The sequence below is a fragment of the Paracoccus contaminans genome (assembly GCF_002105555.1).
Taxonomy (GTDB): domain Bacteria; phylum Pseudomonadota; class Alphaproteobacteria; order Rhodobacterales; family Rhodobacteraceae; genus Paracoccus; species Paracoccus contaminans.
The window spans coordinates 898715-921645 of the sequence record NZ_CP020612.1; the positions used below are offsets into that span (position 1 = coordinate 898715).

Annotated in this window: 25 protein-coding genes and 2 riboswitches; of the genes, 11 read left to right on the forward strand and 14 right to left on the reverse strand. The window is 68.6% G+C overall.

Annotated features, from left to right (window positions below):
- Positions 1 to 3 precede the first annotated feature (3 nt).
- Both B0A89_RS04290 and B0A89_RS15305 read right to left on the reverse strand, forming a co-directional pair.
- Positions 4 to 228: a PqqD family protein gene (locus B0A89_RS04290; RefSeq protein WP_169712131.1), complete on the reverse strand. Its 225-nt coding sequence runs from the start codon at positions 226 to 228 to the stop codon at positions 4 to 6.
- A gap of 125 nt (positions 229 to 353) precedes the next feature.
- The gene (locus B0A89_RS15305; RefSeq protein WP_276207444.1) at positions 354 to 488 is read right to left on the reverse strand and encodes a hypothetical protein; all 135 of its coding nucleotides are present in this window, start codon (positions 486 to 488) and stop codon (positions 354 to 356) included.
- Between the two features lie 295 nt (positions 489 to 783).
- On the opposite strand from B0A89_RS15305, the gene B0A89_RS04295 reads away from it, so the two are divergent.
- Together B0A89_RS04295 and B0A89_RS04300 are read left to right on the forward strand one after the other, a co-directional pair.
- Complete coding sequence (locus B0A89_RS04295) at positions 784 to 1503, forward strand: sugar transferase (RefSeq protein ID WP_085377076.1); 720 nt, start codon at positions 784 to 786, stop codon at positions 1501 to 1503.
- A 209-nt stretch (positions 1504 to 1712) separates the two neighbouring features.
- On the forward strand, positions 1713 to 2957 hold the full coding sequence (locus B0A89_RS04300; RefSeq protein ID WP_169712132.1) for an O-antigen ligase family protein: 1245 nt from the start codon (positions 1713 to 1715) through the stop codon (positions 2955 to 2957).
- A gap of 38 nt (positions 2958 to 2995) precedes the next feature.
- Here the strand turns inward: B0A89_RS04300 and B0A89_RS04305 are convergent, their stop codons facing one another.
- From B0A89_RS04305 to B0A89_RS04320, 4 genes are all read right to left on the reverse strand, one after another.
- The gene (locus B0A89_RS04305; protein ID WP_169712133.1) at positions 2996 to 4096 is read right to left on the reverse strand and encodes an acyltransferase family protein; all 1101 of its coding nucleotides are present in this window, start codon (positions 4094 to 4096) and stop codon (positions 2996 to 2998) included.
- Between the two features lie 47 nt (positions 4097 to 4143).
- Positions 4144 to 4836: a family 16 glycosylhydrolase gene (locus B0A89_RS04310; protein ID WP_240558637.1), complete on the reverse strand. Its 693-nt coding sequence runs from the start codon at positions 4834 to 4836 to the stop codon at positions 4144 to 4146.
- A 222-nt stretch (positions 4837 to 5058) separates the two neighbouring features.
- Positions 5059 to 5997, reverse strand: coding sequence for a glycosyltransferase (locus B0A89_RS04315; protein WP_169712134.1), 939 nt, complete (start codon positions 5995 to 5997; stop codon positions 5059 to 5061).
- Positions 5998 to 6537: 540 nt separating this feature from the next.
- A complete protein-coding gene (locus tag B0A89_RS04320; RefSeq protein WP_085377081.1) occupies positions 6538 to 6882 on the reverse strand; it encodes a hypothetical protein in 345 nt (114 codons plus the stop codon).
- A 327-nt stretch (positions 6883 to 7209) separates the two neighbouring features.
- On the opposite strand from B0A89_RS04320, the gene B0A89_RS04325 reads away from it, so the two are divergent.
- The 3 genes from B0A89_RS04325 to B0A89_RS04335 are packed head-to-tail and all read left to right on the forward strand — an operon-like array spanning position 7210 to position 10473.
- Positions 7210 to 8694 (forward strand): lipopolysaccharide biosynthesis protein, encoded by a 1485-nt coding sequence (locus B0A89_RS04325; RefSeq protein ID WP_085377082.1) that lies wholly within the window; start codon positions 7210 to 7212, stop codon positions 8692 to 8694.
- A gap of 13 nt (positions 8695 to 8707) precedes the next feature.
- Positions 8708 to 9586 (forward strand): hypothetical protein, encoded by an 879-nt coding sequence (locus tag B0A89_RS04330; protein WP_085377083.1) that lies wholly within the window; start codon positions 8708 to 8710, stop codon positions 9584 to 9586.
- Positions 9583 to 10473, forward strand: a complete 891-nt coding sequence (locus B0A89_RS04335) for a polysaccharide pyruvyl transferase family protein (protein ID WP_085377084.1) — start codon at positions 9583 to 9585, stop codon at positions 10471 to 10473. The genes B0A89_RS04330 and B0A89_RS04335 overlap by 4 nt, the downstream gene beginning before the upstream one ends.
- A 591-nt stretch (positions 10474 to 11064) precedes the next feature.
- Here the strand turns inward: B0A89_RS04335 and B0A89_RS04345 are convergent.
- The 3 genes from B0A89_RS04345 to B0A89_RS04355 all read right to left on the reverse strand — a co-directional run bounded on the left by B0A89_RS04345 (position 11065) and on the right by B0A89_RS04355 (position 13041).
- A complete protein-coding gene (locus B0A89_RS04345; RefSeq protein ID WP_085377086.1) occupies positions 11065 to 12225 on the reverse strand; it encodes an NAD(P)/FAD-dependent oxidoreductase in 1161 nt (386 codons plus the stop codon).
- Positions 12222 to 12539, reverse strand: a complete 318-nt coding sequence (locus B0A89_RS04350) for a 2Fe-2S iron-sulfur cluster-binding family protein (RefSeq protein WP_085377087.1) — start codon at positions 12537 to 12539, stop codon at positions 12222 to 12224. Before B0A89_RS04350 ends, B0A89_RS04345 begins: the two co-directional genes overlap by 4 nt.
- Before the next feature lie 112 nt (positions 12540 to 12651).
- Positions 12652 to 13041 carry a cytochrome P450 family protein gene (locus B0A89_RS04355; protein ID WP_085377088.1) on the reverse strand — a complete coding sequence of 130 codons (390 nt, stop codon included), beginning with the start codon at positions 13039 to 13041 and terminating at the stop codon, positions 12652 to 12654.
- A 621-nt stretch (positions 13042 to 13662) separates the two neighbouring features.
- On the opposite strand from B0A89_RS04355, the gene B0A89_RS04360 reads away from it, so the two are divergent.
- The 4 genes from B0A89_RS04360 to B0A89_RS04375 all read left to right on the forward strand — a co-directional run bounded on the left by B0A89_RS04360 (position 13663) and on the right by B0A89_RS04375 (position 17847).
- The gene (locus tag B0A89_RS04360) at positions 13663 to 14691 is read left to right on the forward strand and encodes an ABC transporter substrate-binding protein (protein ID WP_085377089.1); all 1029 of its coding nucleotides are present in this window, start codon (positions 13663 to 13665) and stop codon (positions 14689 to 14691) included.
- Between the two features lie 16 nt (positions 14692 to 14707).
- Positions 14708 to 15475: an ABC transporter ATP-binding protein gene (locus tag B0A89_RS04365; RefSeq protein WP_085377090.1), complete on the forward strand. Its 768-nt coding sequence runs from the start codon at positions 14708 to 14710 to the stop codon at positions 15473 to 15475.
- Positions 15468 to 16292 carry an ABC transporter permease gene (locus tag B0A89_RS04370; RefSeq protein ID WP_085377091.1) on the forward strand — a complete coding sequence of 275 codons (825 nt, stop codon included), beginning with the start codon at positions 15468 to 15470 and terminating at the stop codon, positions 16290 to 16292. Before B0A89_RS04365 ends, B0A89_RS04370 begins: the two co-directional genes overlap by 8 nt.
- A gap of 109 nt (positions 16293 to 16401) precedes the next feature.
- A complete protein-coding gene (locus B0A89_RS04375) occupies positions 16402 to 17847 on the forward strand; it encodes a cobyric acid synthase (RefSeq protein WP_205949771.1) in 1446 nt (481 codons plus the stop codon).
- Here the strand turns inward: B0A89_RS04375 and cobD are convergent.
- Genes cobD through B0A89_RS04395 form a run of 4 tightly spaced genes read right to left on the reverse strand, consistent with a single transcriptional unit; the run spans position 17844 to position 20878 of the window.
- Positions 17844 to 18800, reverse strand: coding sequence for a threonine-phosphate decarboxylase CobD (gene cobD, locus B0A89_RS04380; RefSeq protein ID WP_085377092.1), 957 nt, complete (start codon positions 18798 to 18800; stop codon positions 17844 to 17846). The two genes, B0A89_RS04375 and cobD, sit on opposite strands and share 4 nt — an antisense overlap.
- Complete coding sequence (gene cbiB, locus B0A89_RS04385; protein ID WP_085377093.1) at positions 18797 to 19729, reverse strand: adenosylcobinamide-phosphate synthase CbiB; 933 nt, start codon at positions 19727 to 19729, stop codon at positions 18797 to 18799. The genes cobD and cbiB overlap by 4 nt, the downstream gene beginning before the upstream one ends.
- 3 nt (positions 19730 to 19732) lie before the next feature.
- Positions 19733 to 20650, reverse strand: coding sequence for a CbtA family protein (locus tag B0A89_RS04390; RefSeq protein WP_085377094.1), 918 nt, complete (start codon positions 20648 to 20650; stop codon positions 19733 to 19735).
- Between the two features lie 9 nt (positions 20651 to 20659).
- Positions 20660 to 20878, reverse strand: a complete 219-nt coding sequence (locus B0A89_RS04395; RefSeq protein ID WP_085377095.1) for a CbtB domain-containing protein — start codon at positions 20876 to 20878, stop codon at positions 20660 to 20662.
- A 42-nt stretch (positions 20879 to 20920) separates the two neighbouring features.
- Positions 20921 to 21007, reverse strand: a riboswitch (adenosylcobalamin (AdoCbl) riboswitch).
- 69 nt (positions 21008 to 21076) lie between these two features.
- Here B0A89_RS04395 and B0A89_RS04400 point away from each other — a divergent pair.
- On the forward strand, positions 21077 to 21625 hold the full coding sequence (locus B0A89_RS04400) for a histidine phosphatase family protein (RefSeq protein WP_085377096.1): 549 nt from the start codon (positions 21077 to 21079) through the stop codon (positions 21623 to 21625).
- Here B0A89_RS04400 and cobO read toward each other — a convergent pair.
- Positions 21622 to 22248, reverse strand: a complete 627-nt coding sequence (gene cobO, locus B0A89_RS04405; RefSeq protein WP_085377097.1) for a cob(I)yrinic acid a,c-diamide adenosyltransferase — start codon at positions 22246 to 22248, stop codon at positions 21622 to 21624. The two genes, B0A89_RS04400 and cobO, sit on opposite strands and share 4 nt — an antisense overlap.
- A gap of 49 nt (positions 22249 to 22297) precedes the next feature.
- A riboswitch (cobalamin riboswitch) is annotated at positions 22298 to 22505 on the forward strand.
- A gap of 83 nt (positions 22506 to 22588) precedes the next feature.
- Between cobO and B0A89_RS04410 the strand changes: the two genes are divergently transcribed.
- On the forward strand, positions 22589 to 22930 hold the full coding sequence (locus B0A89_RS04410) for a DUF1636 family protein (protein ID WP_085377098.1): 342 nt from the start codon (positions 22589 to 22591) through the stop codon (positions 22928 to 22930).
- Position 22931: the final 1 nt, after the last annotated feature.

Below are 22931 nucleotides of genomic sequence, written 5' to 3' on the forward strand. Positions count from 1 at the left end.
TGGTCAGGCCGTCCTGACCAGGCCGTGCTGCATCATGTCGTCAAGCAGGCCGGCGATGTCGGGCCGGCAGACCTCAGGCGTCACGTCATATTCGCCGGCAATGCCGCGGGCCAGATCGTCCAATGTCGAGGGGGACGCCTCGATGGCACGCCAGACGCTGGCGCCGACCGGATCAAGGCTGAAATAGGTATTGCTGTGAAGGTCGAGGATGGCAATCCCCTCCTCCATGTCGCAGGCAACGCAGTCAGGTGAAGGGATATAGGCCAAAATTTGTACCTTCCGGCAGAAATCCACCGATCCAAGCTGAAGGATCATGGCAGGCGGTGGTCGCCCTCCGCCTGCCTTGTTATAGCTTACGAGAACGTCAGCTGGCTCTTGGGAGTGCCCACGGGGAACTGGCGGTCCAGGGCGTTACCGGTCGAGGCACCCTGGGTCAGGGCTTCAACCTTGCCGTGCACCCGGAGGGCGGGCGAAACATAGGTTTTCATGGCTACACTACCTTTACGTGTAAAACACGGCGAAATCGCCGCAAACTGACATGGTATAAACAAGCCTGTTGGATCAACCTGTTCAAAAAGACAGGTCTGGTATGCTTTTTAACATTTATTAAAACTTATCAATTACTTATCTGTCGAGATCAAAAAGGGGTGGCTCATTCGTGATCGCCTCGCGCCAAAGGTGCGGTTGGAAAATTCAAGTTTTAGGTATATTTTACCAGCCATGGCGCACGCAGGTCTGGCGGGCGGCTCCATGCGGGCGTGTTTATTCAGACAGGATGATTTTATGCGAGTTGTACGTGCCAACGAGTCCGTTCCGGACTTCCTCGTCGAACGGGCGCCGCAGGCCGGTCTGTCGGCACGCGGGAGCGCGGCGGTCGCGGACGTGCCGCTGGGCGGGGCCGGAAAGCGTCTTCTCGACATCCTCCTGGTGATCCTGTCGCTGCCGCTGCTGTTGCCGCTGATGGCCGGCATTGCCGTCCTTCTCAAGCTGACCAGCCCCGGACCGCTGCTTTACGGGCACCGCCGGATCGGTTTTCAGGGCCGCGCCTTCCGCTGCTGGAAATTCCGCACCATGGTGGTCGATGGCGACAGGGTGCTGGATCGCTACCTGCAGGCTCATCCCCAGGAAGCGGCCGTATGGGCCGCCCAGCGCAAGCTGGACAACGACCCGCGCGTGACCCGCGTGGGCGCCGTGCTGCGCAAGCTGAGCCTGGACGAGCTTCCGCAGTTGCTCAACGTGCTGTCGGGAGAGATGAGCCTGGTGGGCCCGCGCCCGGTCGTTCAGGCCGAGCTGGACGAGCATTACGGCAGCGCCGCATCGGCCTATCTGTCCGCGCGTCCCGGCCTGACGGGGCTGTGGCAGATCAGCGGGCGCAGCGACACCACCTATGCCGAACGCATCCGCCTTGATTGCCGCTATGTGCGCCGCTGGACGCTGTGGGGCGATCTGCGCATCATCCTGCTGACGATCCCCGCGCTGGCCTTGTCGCGCGGCGCGCGCTGATCCCCTGCCCCCTGCGGCAAGGGCGTTCCTGCTGGACGGGCGGGGGCTGCCCGGTCCATCATGCCGGGCAGGCGCCTGCGCCTTTCGAGCGGTGAGCATAGCCCAGCATGTCGGCGGCCCTGACAGATATCCGTCCTGCCGCCCCCCGGGCGCCGCGGAACAGACCGGCAGCCCGCCGGGGCTGGAGGCTGCATTATTCGCGCGACGTGGTGCTGGCATTCGTTGCGATCTTCGCTCTGGCCTTCATTCCGGTGCTGGGCGGGCGCGGGGCGCTGCTGTTCCTTGTGGCCGGGTCGCTCCTTGTCCTTTCCCGCCCGGGCGCGAGCCTTGCAGGGCTGCGCGAGGACTGGATGTTCATGCTGATGGGCCTTTGGTGCCTGATATCCTTTATCTGGTCGGACTATCCCTCGCTCTCGCTGCGCTATGGCATCCAGCTCTGCCTGACGGTGGTGATCGGGTCGGCGATCATCAGCCGCCTGACACCGACGGCCTTCGTCAAGATCCTGTTCGTCACAAGCTCGCTTGAAGGCATTGCCAGCCTGCTGTCCGGCCGGACCCGCGCCGACGGCATGGGCTATCTGGGCATCTATGCCAGCAAGAACGCCCTCGCCAGCGCGATGGCCATGCTGATCATCGTCGCGATAGCCGTCCTGATCGACAGGCACCTGCCCCGCCGGTGGCGCCTGCCGGCGCTGTTCAGCCTGCTGCTGGGTTCGATGCTGATGGTGATGGGCAAGTCGGCAGGCGCTCTGGTCAGCACCTTCGGCCTCGTCCTGTTCCTGGGGCTGATCCTGCTGCTGCAGCGCCTGGCGCCCTATGTCCGCCTGATTGCCATTACCCTGATGCTCGTGCTGGCGGTGTTCGTGGGGCTGGTCATCTCGTCAATGAGCGCCGAGCTGGCGCAGGGCTTTCTGGAGCTTACCGGCAAGGACATCACGCTGACCGGCAGGACCGACCTGTGGGCCGTCGCGCTGGAGCAGATCGCCCGCCACCCCCTGCTGGGCGTAGGCTTTCAGGCATTCTGGGTGCATGGCCAGCCGATGGCCGAACAGCTTTGGGCGCAGTTCGGCATCAACAGCCGCGCCGGCTTTCACTTTCACAACACGCTGCTGTCGAACACCGTCGAGATCGGCGTGATCGGCACGACGCTGGAAACGGTTCCCTTCTTTCTGGGCGTCTATCTTTCGGTTGTCTGGGTGCTGCGCAGCCGTTCGGCTGCTTCGATCTTCTTTGCCCTGTTCATGGTCCGGCTGGTCATACTGATGTCGATCGAGGTCGCGTATTTCTATCAGTTCGGCACCGTCACCATCACGATCATGGCGGCACTGCGCTATGGGCGCGCAGCCAGGCGGAACGGGCGCAGCGCCCTGCCCCGCCATGCCCGCCCGGCGCCCATTCCTGCCGCGCGCGCCGCCCTGCGCCGGGCGCCGGCAGGCCGGCCCGGCCCCGCCTGAACCAGGCCGGGGCAGCCCCCCCCGGTGCCCGGCGGTTTTCAGGAAGCCTGCCGGTTCATGCCCAAGGCCGCGGCGGCCCAGTTGCGCACTGCGGTCGTCCGATCCTCTGTAAGGCGCGAGAACACCGCCGCCCATGCGACGGCAACCGCAGGAAGCAGCAGCACCAGCGCCCATGCGCCGGGGCTGGCGGGCAGCCTTGCCTCGGGCACGATGAAATTGCACAGGAACACCATGAGGGGCAGATGCGTGGCATAAAGCGAATAGGATGACCGCGCCCCGAAACGCGCCAGCAGGCCCAACCCCCTGGCCCGCCCGAACGAGGAATTCATCCCCAGCCCGAGAAACAGCGCGAAACACGCCGCCAATGCGAGGTCGCGCAGGGCAGGATGCAGCGGCACCAGCTTCAACGCGACGATGGCAAGGCAAAGCAGCGCAAGGGCCGCTGCGGGCCAGGCCCAGTGGACATGGCCCGCAGCGCGGAAACGCTCGGCCAGCACATAGACGCCGCCCCCCATCATCCAGCAGGCGAACAGAGGCAGGCTCGGCAGAAAGGGCAACGCAGCCGCAGCTGCCAGAATTCCTGCAAGGTTGCGCGAGCGCAGCGCGCAATAGGCGAGCGGGAAATAGACATAATACCAGAATTCGCAGGCGATCGACCAAAGCGCCCCGTTCGAGCCGAAAGAAGGCACCGCGATGTCCTGCAGGAACAACACATTTCCAGCGAAGGTGCCGAATGACAGGCGAGAGGACACGTCATAGGCCACCGAAACCGCCCCCTGCGTTCCGGCATAGAGCCGAGAGGGAAAGATCGTGCTGCCCGCCAGGTCGAGGCAGATGCCCATGACAAGGGCGGGCAGCAGCACGACCCACAGGCGGGCGCAGCGGGCGATCATGTAGTCCCTGAAGGAAAAGGCCGGCCCTGCCCGGACCACCGACCGGACGATCCAGAAGCCCGAAAGGACAAAGAACACCACCACCGCGTTGTGCCCCTGGGTGGTCAGCATGCTGAGCGCCCGGTGCACAGACCCCGGCGTCAGGGGGCGATCGATGATCAGCTGCTGCACATGCGAGATGACCACCAGAAAGGCGGCCACGGTCCGGATCACGTCGATGAAATCGTAATGCGGCCTATCGGCCATGCCGGCGCGATCCTGTGCAAGGCCGCCGGGCGCCATGACGCTCGCCGTCACCGACAGGCCAGCGACTGGGGAAACAGGCAGTCCGCCCCTTGCGGGGTCCAGGCGATCCAGTCCACCTCATAGTCCAGCGGCCCGGCATTTGCATCCTGCCGGCCCATCCAGTCGGTCAGGGTCGTCGTGCTCCAGAATGACAGGAACAGTTGCTGGGGATGGGTTGGCAGCTCGATCCCCGGGGTGGTTTCGTGGACGATCCGCCCATCGACGAACCAGCGGATGCGATCAGGTGCCCAGTCGATGGCAACAATGTGAAACGCCTTGTCGAAGGGCGGATCGACGGGAACGACCCCGCCCTGCGCGGGCTTGCCATCCACGAAGGTGTTGAAGCTCGCCTCGGCGGGGTTGCGGGTCAGGATCTCGATGTCGATCTCGTCATGCGGCCCCTTGCCGGATGGCTTGGAAAAGGTGAACAGCGCAGCGTTCTTGCCCGATCCGCGCGGGGTGCGGATGCGCGCCTCGATCAGCCCGTATTGGACAAATCCCCGCGTGCGGATCTCGCTGCAAAGCGGACGCGGCTTCTCCCCTCCGCCGGGCAGGTGGGTCAGGCGCAGCATCCCCCCCTGCACCCGGACGGCGCGCCGCGACCAGGTGCAATCCTGGTGGGGACCATTGGTCCAGCCATCCGAGACATACCACCGCCCGAGGTCGAGCCGGTCGAAATCGTCGCGAAAGCCCTGGGTCATCGGTTGCGCCTCGGGCCCGGCCGCCGCCGCTGCGGCCGGCAGCGCGCAAAGAAATCCCAGGCAAGCCGCAGCGGTCAGGAAAAACGGACGAAACATGGCTGGCCTGTGCTTTTGCGCCCCTGCGGGCATGGGCCCTTGGGCTGGAATGGGCGGGCGGTGACGGGGCGGGAAAGGGAACGCGCTGTCCTGGGCGCAGCCCCGCGCAAGGCGCCTGTGCACCGCTCAGGCCGCCATGCGCGTCAGGACGGCGCCGACCGACGGATGGACGCGCCCCAGATTTCTGACGGCCAGCCGCTTGAGGCGCGCCTTGGCGCCCGGATCGCGCGGAACGCCCGCCGCGCCGATCCCGGCCTTGCGCAGCGCCTCAAGCCGCCTGTCCATGGGAATGCGCAAGACCCCCCCGGCCAGGAAGGTTTCGCACAGTGCGGGCGGCAGGTTTTTCCACACGGTCCTCTGCAAGGCCCCAAGCGAAGCCTTGAGGTTCAGCTCGCGCCGCAGCCAGCCTGTGTTCAGGCCATTGTTGCGGGTGGTGGACTGTTCGTCTTGGGCCCATATGGCCAGCTTGTCATGGGCGATATAGACAGGCTCGGCGACAAGGCATGTGCGCAGATATTCCTCGAGCGTCGGAACGGTGTCCACGCGCACGGCCAGTTCGTTCCTGATGCGGCGGGACCAGAACACCGCACCGTTGGAAATGCCGATCGCACCGAAGATGGCCAGGCGCATCTCGGCGGGCGCATAGGCGCGTTGGTCATAGAGATTGTCAAAGACGCCCACATCGCCGATCCGGCTGTGATCTGTCCGGCTGTCATGTTCGACAACCTGGTTGATCTGGCAGATGGCCAGTTTCTCTTGTTCCAGAATATCGCGGCCGAGCGACAGGAAACCCGGCCGGATCTGGTTGTCATCCTCGAGCATGTAGAAATAGTCGGCGCGATAGGGGTTTTCACGAAGAAAACAGTCGTCGAGATTGCGCACCATGAATTTCTGCGGACGGTTGGCGACATAGCGGATGCGCGGATCGCCGATGTCCTCGACCACGGCCTGCGCGCTGCTGTCGGGACAGTCGTCGCGCACCTCGCAGATCCAGTCCGAATGTGTCTGCGCCTGCAGGCAGGCCATGGCACGCCGCACCAGGTCGGGGCGGCGATAAGTGGGCATTCTCACCAAAACCAGCGGCATGGAGGATCCTACCTGATGACGATACCTGTTTGTGACGAGGAAAGCACAATGCCGCATCCTGTTCTTTTCGGCAGGACGCCGCGCCACTCTTGCGCCCCTTCATCGCGCCCCTCGCCATCCGGCGCCCGAAAGGGGCAGGCAGCCTTTTTGACAAAGGGACGTCCACAGACCTGAGGCACAGCAGGCCCGGCATGGGCGGGCCGCGCAAGGCAATCAACCACTCAGCGCATTTCGGGGGCGGAACTCGGCTTTCAGGCGATGTCCGATTCCCGCCCGGGGCCGGGCAAGCAGAGCCGCATTGCCGGCACCGGCCTCAAACCCGCAAGCGGTCTGCCTTGCGTGACCCGGTGCAACCCAATTCTTTTGGGGCCCGCGAAGCGCCAGCCGCTTCAGAAAGAGAAAGGCAGAAAAGCGGTTCGATCCGCGCGCCACTGGCCGAGCTGCCCCGGCGAAGGGCAAGGACACTTGAAATAGCTTTCCCTCCGATCCCGGCGGATCGGATCGACCAGACTGATTGAATTAGCTTTTGAATGTTGCCGTCATGGTGGAAAAGTCTGGCCGATCAATCCGCGCCTTTCTTCGGCGCAGCCAGCCCCTGTCCAGATTGCAGCAATCAGGAAAGGCCGCGCAATCGGCCCCGCGCTGCGCGATCCAGTCGATGCCGGTATGGCAGCCCGCGCCCGGACCTGCGCCCGGCTGATCCAGCACCGTCCACAAGATGCGGGCCCAGTCCTCACGGCCGACGCGTCTGCTTTGGGCAGGCACGGCGGAGCCATCGTCCTTGGTGACCGTTCGGATGGTCGCGCGCGGCGGCGGATGCCGGGCAGTGATGGGCTCCAGCGCCCGCGAGAATTCGCCCTTCACACTGCTGAAGGGGATGACAATGCCAGCCTTCTCGAAAAGGCCTCATGGATGACGGGCCGCCCTTGCGCAAAGCGCATGGCTGCACTGCGCAACGGGATAGCAGTTGATCCTGCCAGCATCGGCGCATGTCCGCTTTCATCGAGCTGGCAAAATGGACAGGGCGGCGCCTGCAATGCATCCTCGCAATCAGTTTGCTTGACCCTCCTGGCCTGCTGTCGCATGAGCAGCGGGAAAAAAGCTGTCGCCCCTTCATGATGGCCGGGTTCCTGCAAGCCGCGTCATCGGCCGACCCGTTTTTGCCCCGATCCGAGTGTGCCGCCGCCAGCCATGCCCAGCCCGCCGCCCCCCGCCCCCGAAGATCTGGCCCATTTCAGCAGCGGCCGCGCGCGGCGGGCCTTTACCGGCGTGCTGTGGTCGGGGGTCAATGCGCTGGTGCCGACGATTTCGGGACTGGTCGTGTTCCTGTTCGTCTCGCGCATCCTGGAACCGGCGGAACTGGGCTATGTGTCGCTTGCCGTCGCGGTCGTGGGCACCTTGGGGGCGTTTTCGCCCGCGGGCTTCGGCGATGCGCTGGTGCAGCGATCGGCGCTGGACGGGCGCCACCTCGACACGACCTTCTGGCTGTGCCTGGTCTGGGGGGGCGCGCTTTACCTCGGCACGGTCCTGCTTGCCGGCCCCATCGCCGCCCTGATGCGCGAGCCGATGCTCAACAGCCTTCTGCCGGTGGTCGGCCTGCGCCTGATCCTGGATCAAGCGGCGGTCGTCCCCTCGGCCCTGCTGAGCCGCAGCATGCAGTTCCGCTCCCTTGCTTTGCGCACGCTGATTGCCTCGGTCATGTCCATGATCGTCTGCCTTGCGGTCCTGCAGGCCGGATACGGAATGTGGGCGCTGGTGGCATCGCAGCTGGTGGGGGCGATCGTGGTCTGCGTGGTCAGCTGGATGGCGGTCGCCTGGCGGCCAGGCCGCGGGATGGATCGCGCGGCCCTGCGCGATCTGTCTCATTTCGGGGGCTTTGCGTCGGGCAGCCGGCTGATCAGCACGATCAATGTGGATCAGCTTCTGATCGGCCCGCTGATCGGCAGCACGGGCCTGGGCCTGTTCTCGTTCGCGCGGCGCATCTTCCAGATGCTGAACGACGTGCTGACCGGCGCGCTGGCCGGGGTCGCCTATCCGCTGCTGTCGTCGATGCAGAACGAGCCGGACAAGCTGCGCGAGGCCTATCTTGCCACGACGTTCCTGTCCTCGGTGCTGGCCTTTCCGTGTTTCGTCGGGCTGGCGCTGATCGCGGAAGACCTGATCCCGCTGCTGTTCGGCCCTCAGTGGACGGGGGCAGTGCCGGTGCTGCAATGGTTCTGCGCGATCGGGCTGCTCAGCTGCATCGGCATCCTGCAGGCCGCGCTGATCCGCGCCAAGGGCCGCGCCGACTGGTGGATGTGGTACCAGCTTGTCCAGCAGATCCTGACAGGCGCCGTGATCGTGCTGCTGGCCCGAATGGGAATCGTCGCGGCAATTGCCGGCATCGCGATCAAGACCTGGCTTGTCTGGCCCTTCGTGGCCCGCTTTGTCGGGCGGCTGCTGGATCTGGATATCCGCAGCTACATGGCTCAGTTCGCATTGCCCTTGGCGGGATGTGCCGCCATGGCGGCGGCAACAAGCGCGCTCGATCACGGCACCGCCCTGTCGGGGGCCGCCCTGCTCTGCACGAAGATCGCAGTCGGCGCGGCGGTCTATGCGGCGGTGCTGGTGCTGTTGGGCCGCAAACGCCTGCTCGAGCTTCGGGCGGTGATCGGCGCAGGCCGGCGGCGCGGATGAGGAGACATCACCCATGACTGCGCGGCTTGTCTTTGTCATACCTGTGCGCCACCATCGGTCGGTTGCGGACTGGACGGTGGTGCAGCGAAACCTTGCGGCGACGCTGCAATCTGTCAGCGCGCAGACGGCACCCAACTGGGAATGCATCGTGGTGGCGAACACCGGCGCCCCGCTGCCGACCATGCCTGCGGGCTGCACCGTCCGCCATGTCGATCTGCCTTTGCCACAGATGCCGGACCGCATGCATGACCTTGAGGCGTATTATGACGCTGTCCGGCATGACAAGGGGCTGCGCCTTTATCATGGCGTGCGCGACATTTCGCCCGATCATCATGTCATGGTGGTCGATTTCGACGACTTCGTCAGTTGCCGGCTGGCCCAGATCGTAGCCGCCCGCCCGGACGCCCCTGGCTGGAGCGTGGAGCGGGGCTATGTCTGGTCAGGGGGAAACCTGCTGTTTCTGCATCGCGACTTTCACCGGCTGTGCGGAACATCCCATATCGTGCGGCGCGATCTTTACGGCAGCCTCGAACGCGGCGGCCGCCCCGACATGGGCGCGATCAAACGCTGGCTGGGCAGCCACATCTTCATCCATGACGACCTCGCCCGCGCAGGAACGCCCTTGATGCCGCTTCCCTTTCCGGGGGCTGTCTACCGGATCGGAAATCCCGGTTCGACCAGCGGAACCGGCGGCTTGCTGTCGGCGATGATCCCGCCCCGCAGCATTCTGACGCAACCGCATCGTGCCTTGTCCCGGCTGCGTCATTTCCGGCGCGTGACCGATGCCATACGCCGAGAGTTTTCGCTGCCCGCCGCGCCGTCAGACAGCCGGGCCGTTGCGGCCATGCGCCAGACCGGCACAAAGGCCCGCAAAGACAGGAGCCGCACATGAAGCTGAGTTATTACAAGGAGGAGGTTCCGAACTTTGGTGACGAACTGAACCCCTGGCTTTGGGACCGGCTGCTGCCGGCAGGGTTTCTGGACGACGACCCGTCCGAACTTTTCATCGGCATCGGCTCGATCCTGTGGAATACCTGGCCGCGCACCTCGCTCAAGCATGTCATCGGGTCTGGCTATGGCGGCTATACGGCCGCGCCCGATCTTCACGATGGCAGCTGGAATGTGGTTTTCGTGCGCGGTCCCCGTACCGCCGAACGTCTGGGGCTGCCGCCGCAGACGGCCATCTGCGACAGCGCGATCCTGCTGCGGACGACCGACCTGCCCGAACCGGCGGGAGGGATCGACATCGGGTTCATGCCGCATTTCGAAAGCCTTCAGCGTGGTTTCTGGGCCGAGGCGTGCAGGCTCGCCGGGATCCGGCTGATCGACCCGCGCGGCGATGTGGAAACGGTGCTGTCGGAAATCCGCGGCTGCCGGATGCTCGTGACCGAGGCGATGCACGGCGCCATCGTGGCCGATGCCGTCCGCACGCCATGGGTCGGGGTGCGGCCCCTGCATTCCAGCCATCATACCAAATGGCTGGACTGGTCCGAGGCCTTGGGGATCGATCTGCGGATGCACGCCCTGCGGCCATCCAGCCTGCTCGAGGTGGACATGACGCTTGTCCGGCCGGGAAAGATGCATGGACCCAATGGGAACAGATTGAACAAAAGCCTTCTTGCAGCACCCTTCAACAAGGCTCTTACCTACATGGCGGCGCAGCGGCTGCGCCAGATCGCCCGGCAAGAGCCGCAGCTCAGCAGCGATGCGAATATCGAACGCGCGACCGAGCGCGCCCATGCGGCGCTGGAGCGGTTCGTGTCCGCGCGCAAAGCCTGAATGGCCCTGAGGGGGGCGCATCTGGCAAACCTGACGCCCCCCTTGCGTCTGGATCGTCATCACCGCCCTTAAGGCCGGGGCGACGATCGCCGGCGCCGCGCAAAGCCCGCCGGGTCAGCCAGCGCGGGGAATGGGTCTTTTTCAAGCTGCTGACGCGGCCTGATTTCCTGCGCAGACACGGGCTTTCCTATGATGAGGCGCTGCGGCAGGGACAGGATTACGATCATTTTGTCCGCATGCTTCATGCCGGGGGCGCGCCTCAAGGTCAGCCTCAGGCCGGGATATGCGGCGCGCTGGCGGGATGCTTCGTTCAGTTCGCAGCACCGCACCGCCGATCTCAAGGGGCTGCATGCCGCCGCGCGGGCGCATGTTGCCCTGCCGCGGCTGCCGCATGGCGAATGCGCGGCCTTGCGCCGGCATGCGGCCGATCTCAACCACCGCCATCTTCTGCGCGATGCGCCGGACCGGCGGATGCGTGATGGGCGGCTGCGCATGGCTCTGTCGCCTCTCGCCCGGCCGCATGGCCTTGTGCCCGCGGCGCGGGGCGTTGCGGCCGGCAAGCTGGGGGACGGCAAGCAGGCGGGCATCCGGTCACGACAGCAGATCCCGCGCCTGCGCGGCATCGACAGGACCGGCGGCCATCGCCTTGCGCGCCTTCATGTGGATGCGGGGGCCGTTGATCGTCTCGACCGCCGTCAGGCGGTCATGGCCGTCAAAGCGGAACACGACATGGGGCGCAGGCTGTTCGGCCCGGTCCTCGGGCATGGCAAGGCCCGCGATCTGCAGCTTCCAGTCGGCCTGATCGGACCAGAACCACGGCACCGCGGCATAGCCGGGCAGATTGCCCCCGGTCAGGCGGGCGGCGATGTGGCGGGCATGGTCGGTCGCCGCCTGCACGCTTTCCAGCCGCACCCGGCGGCCCGACCGCGCATCGGGAAAGGCGGCGCAATCGCCCAGGGCCGAGATCGCCGGATCGGCGGTCGTCAGCTGCCCGTCCACCCAGATGCCGTTCGCGGCCTCAAGCCCCGCATCCTCGGCCAGCTCGGTGTTGGGGCGCACGCCTGCGGCCAGCAGCACGTCATCAGCCTCGACCACCGCGCCGCTGGTCAGGACCATCCCTTCCCCTGTCACGGCGGCAACGGGATCGGCCAGCCGCAGGTCGGTGCCCAGCGCCCGGTGCATGTCGGCGAAATCCTGCGACATCTGGGGCGACACGGCGCGGGCCATCAGGCGCGGCCCTGCCTCGGCCAGCACCACCTCGTGCCCCAGCTTGCGGGCGACGGCGGCGAATTCCAGCCCGATGAAGCCGCCCCCGATCACCGCAAAGCGGCGCGGCGCGGCCAGGCGCCGGCGCAGCACCCGCGCATCGGCCAGGGTCCGCAGATCGACCGTCCGCTCGATCCCCGGGAGCGGCGGGCGCAGGTTGCGCGCCCCGGTGGCCAGGATCAGGTGGTCATAGGCGATCCGCCCCGCATCGGTCACGACCTGCCGGGCGGCGCGGTCGATCGCCCGCGCAGCGGTTGCGGGACGATAATCGATCTGCTTGGCGGCAAGGAAGCTTTCGGGCCGCAGGGCCAGCGCCTCTTCGTTGCCGTCGAACATATAGGCCTTGGACAACGGCGGGCGCTGATAGGGCAGGCCCGGTTCGTCCCCCAGCAGGATCACCGGCCCCTCATGGCCGTTCTGGCGCAGCGAGATCGCCGCCTGCAACCCGCCCTGGCCTGCGCCGATGATGACGACGACGCCGCTCAAAGCTGTTCACCCGGCAGGTGGACGGCCAGCCCGTCCGGTTCGGGCGTCGGCCGGATCTGGCTAAACGGGCGCGAGGCGGGCGCCCATTCGGCGCCCTCCAGCATGTCATGCCCGCCCGCGCGCCGCGCGCCGGTGCGGCCGGCCCAGGCCGCGTCCAGATGGCCATGGCTGGTCGCGCATGTCATCGCGCCGCGCCATCGGCCGACGATGCCCCCAGCGTCATGGGCAAGGGGAGTGTGCACGACATCGGCGCCGGCATCATCCCGAAGGGTGGTGCGGGCGCCCTCGGCGGCGACATGGGTGAGAGTGGCCATGGGGGGTTCTCGCTCTGGCTGATCGGTTGGGTTGGCGTATAGGGGGGCCGGGGGCATCAGCCCAGAACAACCGGCATGTCGATCGGCCCGCGCAAGCCGAAGCCGCGCCATTTCACCGCCCCCAAGGCCGTGCCGGCGCATGTTCGGGAACCGCTCGAACGGCATCGGCAGGATGACCGTGACGGGGCCGGATGACAAAGGCGCGGTGCGGGCCGGGCGCCCGCGCCGGGTTCATCGCCATGCGCTCGCGCCTGTGTTCGGCCCCGTCCTTGCGCATCAGCCTATGGGCCAAGGCGGGCTGCATCGGCATGCGCGGATCGTGCGAGCTGAACGGTTCGGGATCGTCACTGACCGTCCTGGTGCCGTCATATTGCGCCACGAAACTTCGCCGGGCAGAGGCAACGCGGATCACCCGCGTCTGCGCCCGCATCCGGCGCTGGATCGGATCGGGGTCCGGCATCAGCTGCTTGATCCTGGTCGCATCGTCAAGCGGCGGCGGCATTGGTCCCCTCTTCGTCTTCCCCGCAGGCAGGTTAAAGACCGCGTGGGCATGATCCATCGGCCGCTCTGGATGGGCGTCATCGAAATCCTGGATGGGCGCGCCATGGCCTTGCCCGGCCATCCCGATCGCGGCGCCGCGCCTGCTGGTCAGAGGTGATACCCCCGCGCCGAGATCGGGCCGATGCTCGAACGGCTGGACAGCCTGGCAGGGCCGCAGCAGGTCGATCCGGCCCAAGGCGGAGGGCCAGTTCACGCTGAGCTGCAATCATCACGAATGTCTGCTGCTCGCCCCGCCGCTGATGCGCCGGATGCGCGGCGGCGTCATCGATTCGCGCGGGCGCGCGGTCGAACGGCTGCCCGCCCCAAGGGCGGACATGATGATCGGCCCTTACGATTGCGCCCAAGGCGGGGGCCATGCGCGCGCTGAGGATGATGGCTGTGCGCCGCCCGGCGGGGCGCGGCCGTCTTGTTCCCGATCAGGGCGCGCCGCCCCGGCTGCGTCCTGGCGGGCGGGATGCGGAAAGGTGCCGGGGGTCCGTGACGGCGCCGCGCGGGCCGTGCTAAGGATGCGCCGCGCTGGCGCGCGCAATGCGCCCATGCCTGAACGTTTGGGAGGAAAGCCATGATCCATCGACCCCTGCGCCGCCGCGCCCTGATGACCGCCCTTGCCGCGGCGACGCTTGCCGCGGCCATCCCTGCAGGCGCATCCGCGGCCGAGGCGGTTGACCTGGGCGTGCTGCGCCTGACCAGCCACGCCCCCAGTTTCATCGCCTATGAGCGCGGCTATTTCCGCGACGAGGGGCTGGACGTGACGATGCAGTTCTTCGAGGCGGCGCAACCGATGTCGGTGGCGGTGGCGGCGGGGGATGTCGATTACGGCATGACGGCGATCACCGGCGGTCTCATCAGCCTTGCGGAAAAAGGCGCGCTCAAGGTGATCGGGGGGGCGCTGTCTGAATCGCCCGGTGTGCCGGGGGCGATGATCCTGGCATCGAACGCGGCCTATGCGGACGGGCTGACCGATCCATCGAAGATTGCTGGCCGCTCGTTCGGCACGACGACGGCGGGATCGTCCTTCCACTACATGCTGAACAAGGTTGCCGAGGCCAACCACATCCCCATGGCCGATATCCGCATGCGCCCGCTGCAGAAGGTGGGCGCCATCGTGGGGGCGCTGACCTCGGGGCAGATCGACGGCTGGATCATCCAGCCCAGCATCGGCAACGGCCTGGTCGCCGAAGGGCATGCCAAAAAGATCGGCGATTTCAATGCGATCGACCCGAACTATCAGGTGACCGTCGTGTTCTCGTCGGCGGCGATGGCCAAGGACCAGCGCGCCACGACCGAGGCCTTCCTGCGGGCACTGGCACGGGGCGCGCATGATTATAACGCCGCCTTCGTCGATCACAGCGCCGATGCCGCCGAAATCGCGGCCCTGGACGGGATCGTGCACAAATACGTGCAGGAAGACCTGCCCGATGCCGATTTCGCCCAGATGATGGCGACCACCTCGATGCGGATCAATGACGGGCTGGCGCTGTCGATGGGCTCGATCACCGACCAGCTTGAATGGTTCAAGCGCGAAGGCATGGTCAGCCCGGACATCACCAGCGAAACGCTGGTGGACAGCTCGTTCGTGCAGAGCCGGTGAGCGGCAGGGACGCCTCATGGATCTGAGACTGGAGCGCGTCTCGCACTGCTATGGCGGGGTCGAGGTGCTGCGCGACGTGACACTGGACATCCCGCAGGGGCAGATCGTCTGCCTGGTCGGCCCGTCGGGATGCGGCAAGTCCACGCTGCTGCGCATCCTGGGCGGGCTGGAACGGCCCGAGGCCGGCGCGGCGCTGCAGATCGGCGCGCCGCCGCCCGGCACGCTCAACCCCCTGACCTATGTGTTCCAGCATTTTGCCCTGCTGCCCTGGCGCACGGTCGCGGGGAATGTGCGCCTCGTGCTTGAGGATCATCCGATCCCCGCGCGCGAACGCGATGCCATCGTCACCGACGTGCTGGCCCGCACCCGGCTGAGCGATTTTGCCCGCGCGCTGCCGCGCCAGATCTCGGGCGGGATGAAGCAGCGCGTGGCCATCGCCCGCGCCCTGGCCGTCCGCCCGGCCGCGCTGCTGATGGACGAGCCGCTGTCCGCGCTGGACAGCCAGACCCGCGAGCTGCTGATGGCCGACCTGGTCGATCTGTGGACGCGCCAGCCCTTCACGGCCGTCTATGTCACCCACAACCTGGCCGAGGCGGTGCGCCTGGGCCACCGCATCGTGGTGATGTCGCGCCGTCCCGGCCGCATCCGCGACATCGTCGGGATCGACAAGCCGCTGGCCGAACGGCGCACCGCCGATCCCGATCTGGACGGGGTGCATGACCTGCTGTGGACGATGATGCGCGACGAGGCCGCCGCCGCGGACAGGGAGCTGATCGATGCCTGACCCATCCGCGCCGCGCCCCGGCCCTGCGCAGCCGGGCCGGCCAGTCACCTTCCGGGGGGGCGGATTCGACCCCAGGCCCGTCCGCTTTGCCGGGCTGGCCAGTTTCGCGGTCATCATCGCCCTGATCGAACTTGGCACCCGCAGCGACGTCATATCCTCGATCACCCTGCCCCGGCCCTCGGCAGTGCTGGCCACGCTGGCGGACATGGCACGCTCGGGCCTGCTGTGGCGGCATCTGGCGCCATCGCTGGAACGGCTTGCGGTGGGCGGGGCGATGGGCGCGGTGCTGGGGATCGCGGCCGGACTGATGATCGGGCTGTTCAGCCTGGCGCGGTCGGTCATGGTGCCGCTGGTTTCGGCCCTGTTCCCGATCCCCAAGATCGCGCTGCTGCCGCTGTTCGTGATCTGGTTCGGGATCGGCGAGACATCGAAATACGCGCTGATCGCCTTTGGCACCTTCACGCCAACGGTCGTCGCGACCTTCGGCGCGGTGGACAATGTCGATCGGTCTCTGATCCGCATGGGGCAGAGCTTCGGCCTGCCCTGGCTTTCCATCCTGCGCAAGATCGTGCTGCCGGGTGCCCTGCCGGGCATCCTGTCGGGCCTGCGCGTGTCATCGGCCATCGCCATCATCCTGCTGGTCGCGGCGGAAATGCTGGGGGCAGAATACGGCATCGGCGCCTATATCCTGGAAGCGGGGTCGCTTTATAACCTCGAACGGCTGTTTGCCGGTGTCGCCATCCTGTCGGCGGTCGGCCTTGTCGTCGGCGCCGCCATCGGCTGGCTGGAACGCCGCCTGCTGGGCTGGCGGGAATGACAGCGGCAGATTGCCCCGCCGCCCCGCGCCTTGGGCGAACCGGGCCGGGCCGCCGGTCCGCCCTTCGGGCGGGGCGGCTGACGGGGGCGCGGCAGGCAGGGAAACACCTGTGCCCGCGCTGATGATCCAGGGCTGCGGCTCGAATGTCGGCAAGTCGCTGCTGGTGGCGGGGCTGTGCCGGGCGGCGCGGCGGCGCGGGATGAGGGTCGCGCCCTTCAAGCCGCAGAACATGTCCAACAACGCCGCCGTCACCCCCGAAGGGGCCGAGATCGGCCGCGCGCAGGCGTTGCAGGCGCTGGCGGCGGGGATCGCGCCCCATGCCGACATGAATCCCGTGCTGCTCAAGCCCGAAACCGATAGCGGGGCGCAAGTGATCGTGCAGGGGCGCCGCCACGCGACGCTGCGGGCGCGCGAGTATGCCGCGCTCAAGCCGCAGCTGATGGGCGCGGTGCTGGACAGCTTTGCCCGGCTGAGCGCGGCGCATGATCTGGTGATCGTCGAAGGGGCCGGCAGCCCCGCCGAGATCAACCTGCGGGCGAACGACATCGCCAATATGGGCTTTGCGCGGGCGGCGGATGTGCCTGTCGTGCTGGCCGCCGACATCGACCGCGGCGGCGTGATCGCGCAGGTCGTCGGCACGCAGGCGGTGCTGGACCCCGCCGATGCCGCGATGATCGCCGGTTTCGTCGTCAACAAGTTCCGCGGCGATCCGGCGCTGTTCGAGGACGGCCACCGGATGATCGAGGCGCGGACCGGCTGGCGGGGCCTGGGCGTGGTGCCGTGGTTTCCCGCCGCCGCGCGCCTGCCGGCCGAAGATGCGCTGGACCTGCGCACGGGCAGCGGCGGCGCGGGCGTCACCATCGCCTGCCTGGCCCTGCCCCGCATCGCCAATTTCGACGACCTCGACCCCCTTGCCGCCGAACCGGGGGTGCGCCTGGTCATGGTTTGGCCCGGGCAGGTGATCCCGGCCGGGGCGCGGCTGGTCATCGTTCCGGGCAGCAAGTCCACCCGCGCCGATCTCGATTTCCTGCGCGCCGAGGGATGGGACATCGACCTTGCCGCCCATATGCGCCGCGGCGGGCATGTGCTGGGCCTGTGCGGGGGCTATCAGATGCTGGGCCGCCGCATCGCCGACCCGGACGGGATCGAGGGCGCGCCCGGCGAAACCGCGGGGCTGGGCCTTCTGGACGTGACGACCGTGATGGGCCCGCACAAGCGCGTCAGGCGCAGCCTTGCCATCCACGCCGCCAGCGGGCTGCCGGTCGAGGGCTACGAGATTCACCTTGGCGAGACGGACGGCCCCGACCGCCTGCGGCCCTTTGCCCATGTGGACGGGCGGCCCGAGGGCGCGGTCTCGGCCTCGGGCCGCGTTGCCGGCAGCTATCTGCACGGGCTGTTCGCGGCCGACCGCTTTCGCGCCGCCTATCTGGCCGGGCTGGGCATCGCCGCGGGCGGTCTGGATCACGCCGCGCTGGTCGAGGATACGCTGGATGCGCTGGCCGCGCATCTGGAACGGCATCTGGACATGGATGCCCTGCTGGGCCTGGCGCGCTAGGCCAGCGCCCCGGCAAGGCGCGCCCATTCGGCCGGGCTGCCCGGCAGGCCCAGCCGCAGCCAATGCGGGGAATAGGGAAAGATGCGCGACCAGATGTGGTGGCGCGCCAGCCGTTCCTGCGCCTGCGCGGCGCCGGGCACCGCATAGGTCCGGAACAGGGCCGTCCCGCCGACCAGCCTCCAGCCCGCCGCCTGTGCCAGCGCGTCCAGCCGGGGGCCCTCCTGCGCCAGCCGCGCGGCCGTGGCCCCGGCCCAGGCGGCATCGGCCAGCGCCAGCCGCCCGATTTCCAGCGCGGGGCCGCTGACGGGCCAGGGGCCGGCCATCGCGCCGATCCGGGCGATGGTGCCGGCATCGGCAAAGGCAAAGCCCAGCCGCAGCCCGGCAAGCCCCCAGAACTTGCCGAAGGACCGCAGCACCGTCAGGCGCGCCCCGGCATGGGCGGCGACCGACAAGGCCGGGTCGGCATCGGCAAAGCTTTCATCGACGACCAGCCGCCCGACGCTGCGCGACAGATCCAGCAGCCGCGCCGGATCGTGCCGCCGCCCGTCGGGGTTGTTGGGGTTGACCACCACGGCCAGATCGGCGCCCGGCAGATCCTCGAGGCGGGCCGCCTCCTCGACGCGCCAGCCTGCCGATCGCAGGCAGGCGGCATGTTCGTTGTAGGTGGGGGCAAGCACGCGGGCCAGCCCCGGCGCGTCCAGCCGCGGCAGCAGCTGGATCGCCGCCTGCGCGCCGTTCAGCGCCAGCCCCGGCGCGTCGGTGGCAAAGGCGCGCGCGGCAGCCTGCATCAGCGCCCTGCCCGCCGCCGCGGTGGGCAGCGCGGTCCAGACCGCGGGGGGCAGCGCCGGCACCGGCCAGGGGCAGCGATTGATGCCGGTTGACAGGTCGATCCAGTCCTCGCCGCCAAAGCGGGCGCGCGCCGCGTCGACATCGCCGCCGTGATCGCGCCTCATGCCAACAGCGCCGCCAGCGCCAGACCGGCGGCCGCGGCCGCCATGGCGCGCCGATACAGCGCCAGCGCCGCCCCCAGATCGGCCGCGCCCGGATCGCGGCAGGCGCCGTTCACCCAGGGTTCATCGACACGGCGCGCGCCATAGATGCGCGGGCCGGACAGCCGCACGCCCAGCGCGCCGGCCATCGCCGCCTCGGGCCAGCCGGCATTGGGCGAACGGTGATGGCGGGCATCGCGCGCCATGCAGGCCAGCGCGGCCCCCCGGCGCCCCGATACCAGCGCGAACAGCAGCCCCGTCGCCCGTGCGGGGATCAGGTTCGCGGCATCGTCGATGCGGGCCGCGGCCCAGCCGAACGCCTCGTGCCGGGGCGTGCGGTGGCCTATCATCGAATCGAGCGTATTGACGGCCTTGTAGGCCGCGATCCCCGGCAGGCCGGCGACCAGCCCCCAGAAAAGGGGCGCGATGATGCCGTCAGAGGTATTCTCGGCCAGGCTTTCGATCGCCGCGCGGGTGATCCCCGCGCCGTCCAGCGCCGCCGGATCGCGGCCCACGATCATCGCCACGGCGGCGCGCGCCGCCGGCAGATCACCTTGCGCAAGGGGCCGGGCCACGGCCTGCACATGATCGTGCATCGAGCGCACCGCCAGCAGCGGCCAGGCCGCGACCGCGCAGAGGGCGGCGCCGGCAAGCCCCTCGCCGGCCAGCCGCTGCACCGCCCAGCCCGCCAGCGCGGCCAGCCCGATCACCGACAGCGCCAGCGCCGCGCCGCGCGCGCGCCGCGCGCCCCCGCGGTTAAGCCGCGCATCCCCTGCCGCGATCAGCGCCCCCGCCCAGGTGACCGGATGACCGATCCGCGCATGAAGCGGCGCGGGCCAGCCGACCGCGACATCAAGGCCGAAGGCCAGCAGCATCGCGCCCGCATGGCTCATCCGTCAGGCAGCAGCCCGCACAAGGGGCCGAGCCGGGCGCGCGGCCAGCCAGCCGAAGATCAGCCCGGTCGCGCCCCACAGCACTGCCTGCACCGCCAGCCCCGCCATGCGGAAACGCCACAGCAGGTCGGCGGGAAAATCCGCCGGCACCTCGTCGATGCGCGGCAGCAGCAGCCCGGCGGCCAGCACCACGCCGCCATAGATCGCCGCGCCCGTCAGCGCCCCGTTCCAGCCATCGCCCGCCAGCCGGGCGCGGGCCGCCCCCACCGTGGCCGCCAGCACCATCGCCGCAAGCGAGATCGCCAGCATCAGAAAGAACAGCGCGGTGCGAAGGCCGATCGTTTCGGCATGGCCGACAGCAGGCGGGTTGGCGGGATATTTCAGTTGAGGAACGACCACCGCGGCGATGAACCCCGCCAGCGCGATCAGCCCGGCACTCGCCCTGGGGTCCAGGCTCCAGGCGCGGCCCTGCACGGCGGCGAAGACCAGGGCCAGCAGCCCGCCCAGCGCCGCGCCATAGACCGCCGTTCCGGTCAGCAGCCCGATCCCGGCCTGCACGGCGCGGCTGATCCCCTCGCCTGCCCCATGGCCGTGGGCATGAGCGCCGGCATGGCCTTGCGCCGCCCCCTGCCCGGCCGGGGCGGCATCATGGCCCCCGCCAAAGGCGCCGCCATGGCCCTGCCCGTGTTCATGGTCATGGTCATGGTCATCGTCATGGTCATGGTCATGGTCATGGTCATGGTCATGGTCGGCAGCGTGGCCCCCGGCCGCAAGGGCATTGGCGGCGCCCGTCTGCGCCGCCGTTTCAAGGGCGATGGCTTCGGCCAGCGGCGGCTCGCCCCAAATGCGGGCTGTCCCGAAGGCCAGAATGCCCGCGACCAGCCCGGCAATCATGCCGAGCAGCAGCAAACGTCCGGTCATGTCAGCCTCTCAGTGGCAGGGAAAGCCCAGCAGATGGCGGGCGTCATGCACGAATTCATGCACGCCCGTGCCATCCAGAAGCGCGATCGCGCCCTGTTCGGTGCTGACGAAATACATCGCCAGCAACAGCACCAGCCCGGCAAGGACCGCCCAGGGGGCGATCTCGCGCAGGGGGATGGGTTGCGCCAGCGGCGGGGCGAACGGGGTCGGTGCGGCGGCTTGTGCCATGCGGATCTCCTGCGGATACGGCGTCCGGGTTGAGACGATGCTGTCACCGCGAGGGTCTGACTTTCGCCGTAGCGGCGATTACAGTGGCGCGACCGTGCCGGATTTGCACCGGACTTCCGCCGCGATGACGACAGCGGCACCCTTTCACGGCGCCGGCGCGAAGTCAAAGCGCAATCGCCCCGCCGAGGAGAAAGACGGATGACCGCCCAGCTTCTGCTGATCTGCGCAGCCCATGACGGATCGGGGCGCTTTCCCTCGGGCAGGCCGGCGGCCGCCCGCCTGCTGGCGGGGGCGGCGGGCCTTGCGCGGCAGGTGCCGCAGGGGGCGCGGGTGTTCCTGGCGCCCTGCCGCGCGAGCGCCGACACGGCGCGGGCCGCAGGGCTTTGCGGAACCGTCGATCCCGCGCTGGCGGAAGGGGCCTTTGGCCGCTGGGCCGGGCTGAGCCCGCAGGAAGCGGCGGCCCGTGACCCGCAGGCGCTGGCCGCATGGCTGGCCGATCCCGCGCTGGCCCCGCCGGGGGGCGAGGGCCTGGGCGCGGTGACGGCGCGGGTGGGCGCCTGGATGGAGGAGCAGGCCGCCCTGGGCGGCAGGGCCGCCGCCATCGCGCCGGCCATGAGCCTGCGCGCCGCGATCCTGTCGGCGCTGGGCGGGCCAGCCGCGATGGCCCTGCGCATCGACGTGCCGGCGCTGTCCCTCGTGCGGCTGACCCATGACGGCCGCCGCTGGGCCTGGCGGGCGGGCAGCTAGAACTCCACCCCCGGCTGGGCCTTGATCCCAGCCCGGAAGGGGTGCCTGACCAGCGTCATCTCGGTCACCAGATCGGCCAGCTCGACCAGCTCGGCCGGGGCGTTGCGGCCGGTCAGGCACACATGCGTCATGGGGGGCTTTTCATCCCGCAGGAAGGCCGCGACCTCGGCCGCGTCCAGATAGCCATAGCGCAGCGCGATGTTGATCTCGTCCAGCAGGACGAAGCGGATGGCAGGGTCGCGGATCAGCGCCCTGGCCTTGGCCCAGCCCGCCTGCGCCGCGGCGATGTCGCGCTCGCGGTCCTGCGTCTCCCAGGTGAAGCCCTCGCCCATCGCATGAAACTGGCACAGATCGCCGAACCGTTCGGTCAGCAGCCGCCGCTCGCCGGTATCCCAGGCGCCCTTGATGAACTGCACCACCGCGCAGGGCATCCCATGGGCGATGCAGCGCAGGATCATGCCGAAGCCGGACGAGGATTTCCCCTTGCCCGCCCCGGTATGGACGATCACCAGCCCCTTTTCGCCCGATTTGGTCGCCATCATGCGATCGCGCGCCGCCTTGATGCGGGCCATCTTTTCGGCGTGCCGCGCATCGGCACCGGGGGCTGGGCTGCTGTCGGTCATCGGCGCTCTTTCCAGTTGCACGTTCCTTGACAAGCGCGGCCGGGCTGGCGCACCAAGGCGCTGCGCTGGTCCTGCCGCATGGCAGGCCAAGAGGGAATCGCGCAAGGCCCCGAAAGGCAAGCCAAAGCGCAGCCGCCCCCGCGACCGTGACCGGAAAGGTCGCCCTTGTGCCACTGGAGCAATCCGGGAAGGCGGGCGCCCGTTGGGGAAACCCAGAATCCGCAAGCCGGGAGACCTGCCAGCGCAACGGATGACGGGCGGACGGGGTGTTCCGCGACCGGATGGCGACCGCTGGCGGCGGCGTCCTTCGGACAGTTTGCGACCGCCGGGCGAGTGGCCGATGACCGCGACGCTGCACGTCTGCATCACCTGCCGGGCCGGACAGCCCGCCGAGGGCGAACCGCCCGGTGCCGCGCTGGCCCGCGCGCTGGAGCCGGCCCCGCCCGGCGTCACGCTGCGCCCGGTCGAATGCCTGTCGGCCTGCGGCCAGGGCTGCGCCGTTGCGCTGTCCGGCCCCGGCAAGTGGACCTATGTCTATGGCCGCCTGACGCCCGCCGACGCGCCGGCGATCCTGTCGGGTGCCGCGCTCTATGCCGACAGCGCCGACGGCATCGTGCCTTGGCGCGACCGGCCCGCGATCTTCCGCAAGCAGTCGCTTGCCCGCATCCCCCCGCAGGAGTGAC

What these genes read in the sequence shown, in the direction of transcription:
- B0A89_RS04335 (WP_085377084.1), top strand. Translation starts at nt 9,583, where the DNA reads ATGAAGCTGAGTTATTACAAGGAGGAGGTTCCGAACTTTGGTGACGAA.
- B0A89_RS04295 (WP_085377076.1), top strand. Translation starts at nt 784, where the DNA reads ATGCGAGTTGTACGTGCCAACGAGTCCGTTCCGGACTTCCTCGTCGAA.
- B0A89_RS04370 (WP_085377091.1), top strand. Translation starts at nt 15,468, where the DNA reads ATGCCTGACCCATCCGCGCCGCGCCCCGGCCCTGCGCAGCCGGGCCGG.
- cobO (WP_085377097.1), bottom strand. Translation starts at nt 22,248, where the DNA reads ATGACCGACAGCAGCCCAGCCCCCGGTGCCGATGCGCGGCACGCCGAA.
- B0A89_RS04360 (WP_085377089.1), top strand. Translation starts at nt 13,663, where the DNA reads ATGATCCATCGACCCCTGCGCCGCCGCGCCCTGATGACCGCCCTTGCC.
- B0A89_RS04410 (WP_085377098.1), top strand. Translation starts at nt 22,589, where the DNA reads ATGACCGCGACGCTGCACGTCTGCATCACCTGCCGGGCCGGACAGCCC.
- cobD (WP_085377092.1), bottom strand. Translation starts at nt 18,800, where the DNA reads ATGAGGCGCGATCACGGCGGCGATGTCGACGCGGCGCGCGCCCGCTTT.
- B0A89_RS04315 (WP_169712134.1), bottom strand. Translation starts at nt 5,997, where the DNA reads ATGCCCACTTATCGCCGCCCCGACCTGGTGCGGCGTGCCATGGCCTGC.
- B0A89_RS04390 (WP_085377094.1), bottom strand. Translation starts at nt 20,650, where the DNA reads ATGACCGGACGTTTGCTGCTGCTCGGCATGATTGCCGGGCTGGTCGCG.
- B0A89_RS04350 (WP_085377087.1), bottom strand. Translation starts at nt 12,539, where the DNA reads ATGGCCACTCTCACCCATGTCGCCGCCGAGGGCGCCCGCACCACCCTT.
- B0A89_RS04305 (WP_169712133.1), bottom strand. Translation starts at nt 4,096, where the DNA reads ATGGCCGATAGGCCGCATTACGATTTCATCGACGTGATCCGGACCGTG.
- cbiB (WP_085377093.1), bottom strand. Translation starts at nt 19,729, where the DNA reads ATGAGCCATGCGGGCGCGATGCTGCTGGCCTTCGGCCTTGATGTCGCG.
- B0A89_RS04330 (WP_085377083.1), top strand. Translation starts at nt 8,708, where the DNA reads ATGACTGCGCGGCTTGTCTTTGTCATACCTGTGCGCCACCATCGGTCG.
- B0A89_RS15305 (WP_276207444.1), bottom strand. Translation starts at nt 488, where the DNA reads ATGAAAACCTATGTTTCGCCCGCCCTCCGGGTGCACGGCAAGGTTGAA.
- B0A89_RS04395 (WP_085377095.1), bottom strand. Translation starts at nt 20,878, where the DNA reads ATGGCACAAGCCGCCGCACCGACCCCGTTCGCCCCGCCGCTGGCGCAA.
- B0A89_RS04290 (WP_169712131.1), bottom strand. Translation starts at nt 228, where the DNA reads ATGGAGGAGGGGATTGCCATCCTCGACCTTCACAGCAATACCTATTTC.
- B0A89_RS04310 (WP_240558637.1), bottom strand. Translation starts at nt 4,836, where the DNA reads ATGACCCAGGGCTTTCGCGACGATTTCGACCGGCTCGACCTCGGGCGG.
- B0A89_RS04400 (WP_085377096.1), top strand. Translation starts at nt 21,077, where the DNA reads ATGACCGCCCAGCTTCTGCTGATCTGCGCAGCCCATGACGGATCGGGG.
- B0A89_RS04355 (WP_085377088.1), bottom strand. Translation starts at nt 13,041, where the DNA reads ATGCCGCCGCCGCTTGACGATGCGACCAGGATCAAGCAGCTGATGCCG.
- B0A89_RS04365 (WP_085377090.1), top strand. Translation starts at nt 14,708, where the DNA reads ATGGATCTGAGACTGGAGCGCGTCTCGCACTGCTATGGCGGGGTCGAG.
- B0A89_RS04325 (WP_085377082.1), top strand. Translation starts at nt 7,210, where the DNA reads ATGCCCAGCCCGCCGCCCCCCGCCCCCGAAGATCTGGCCCATTTCAGC.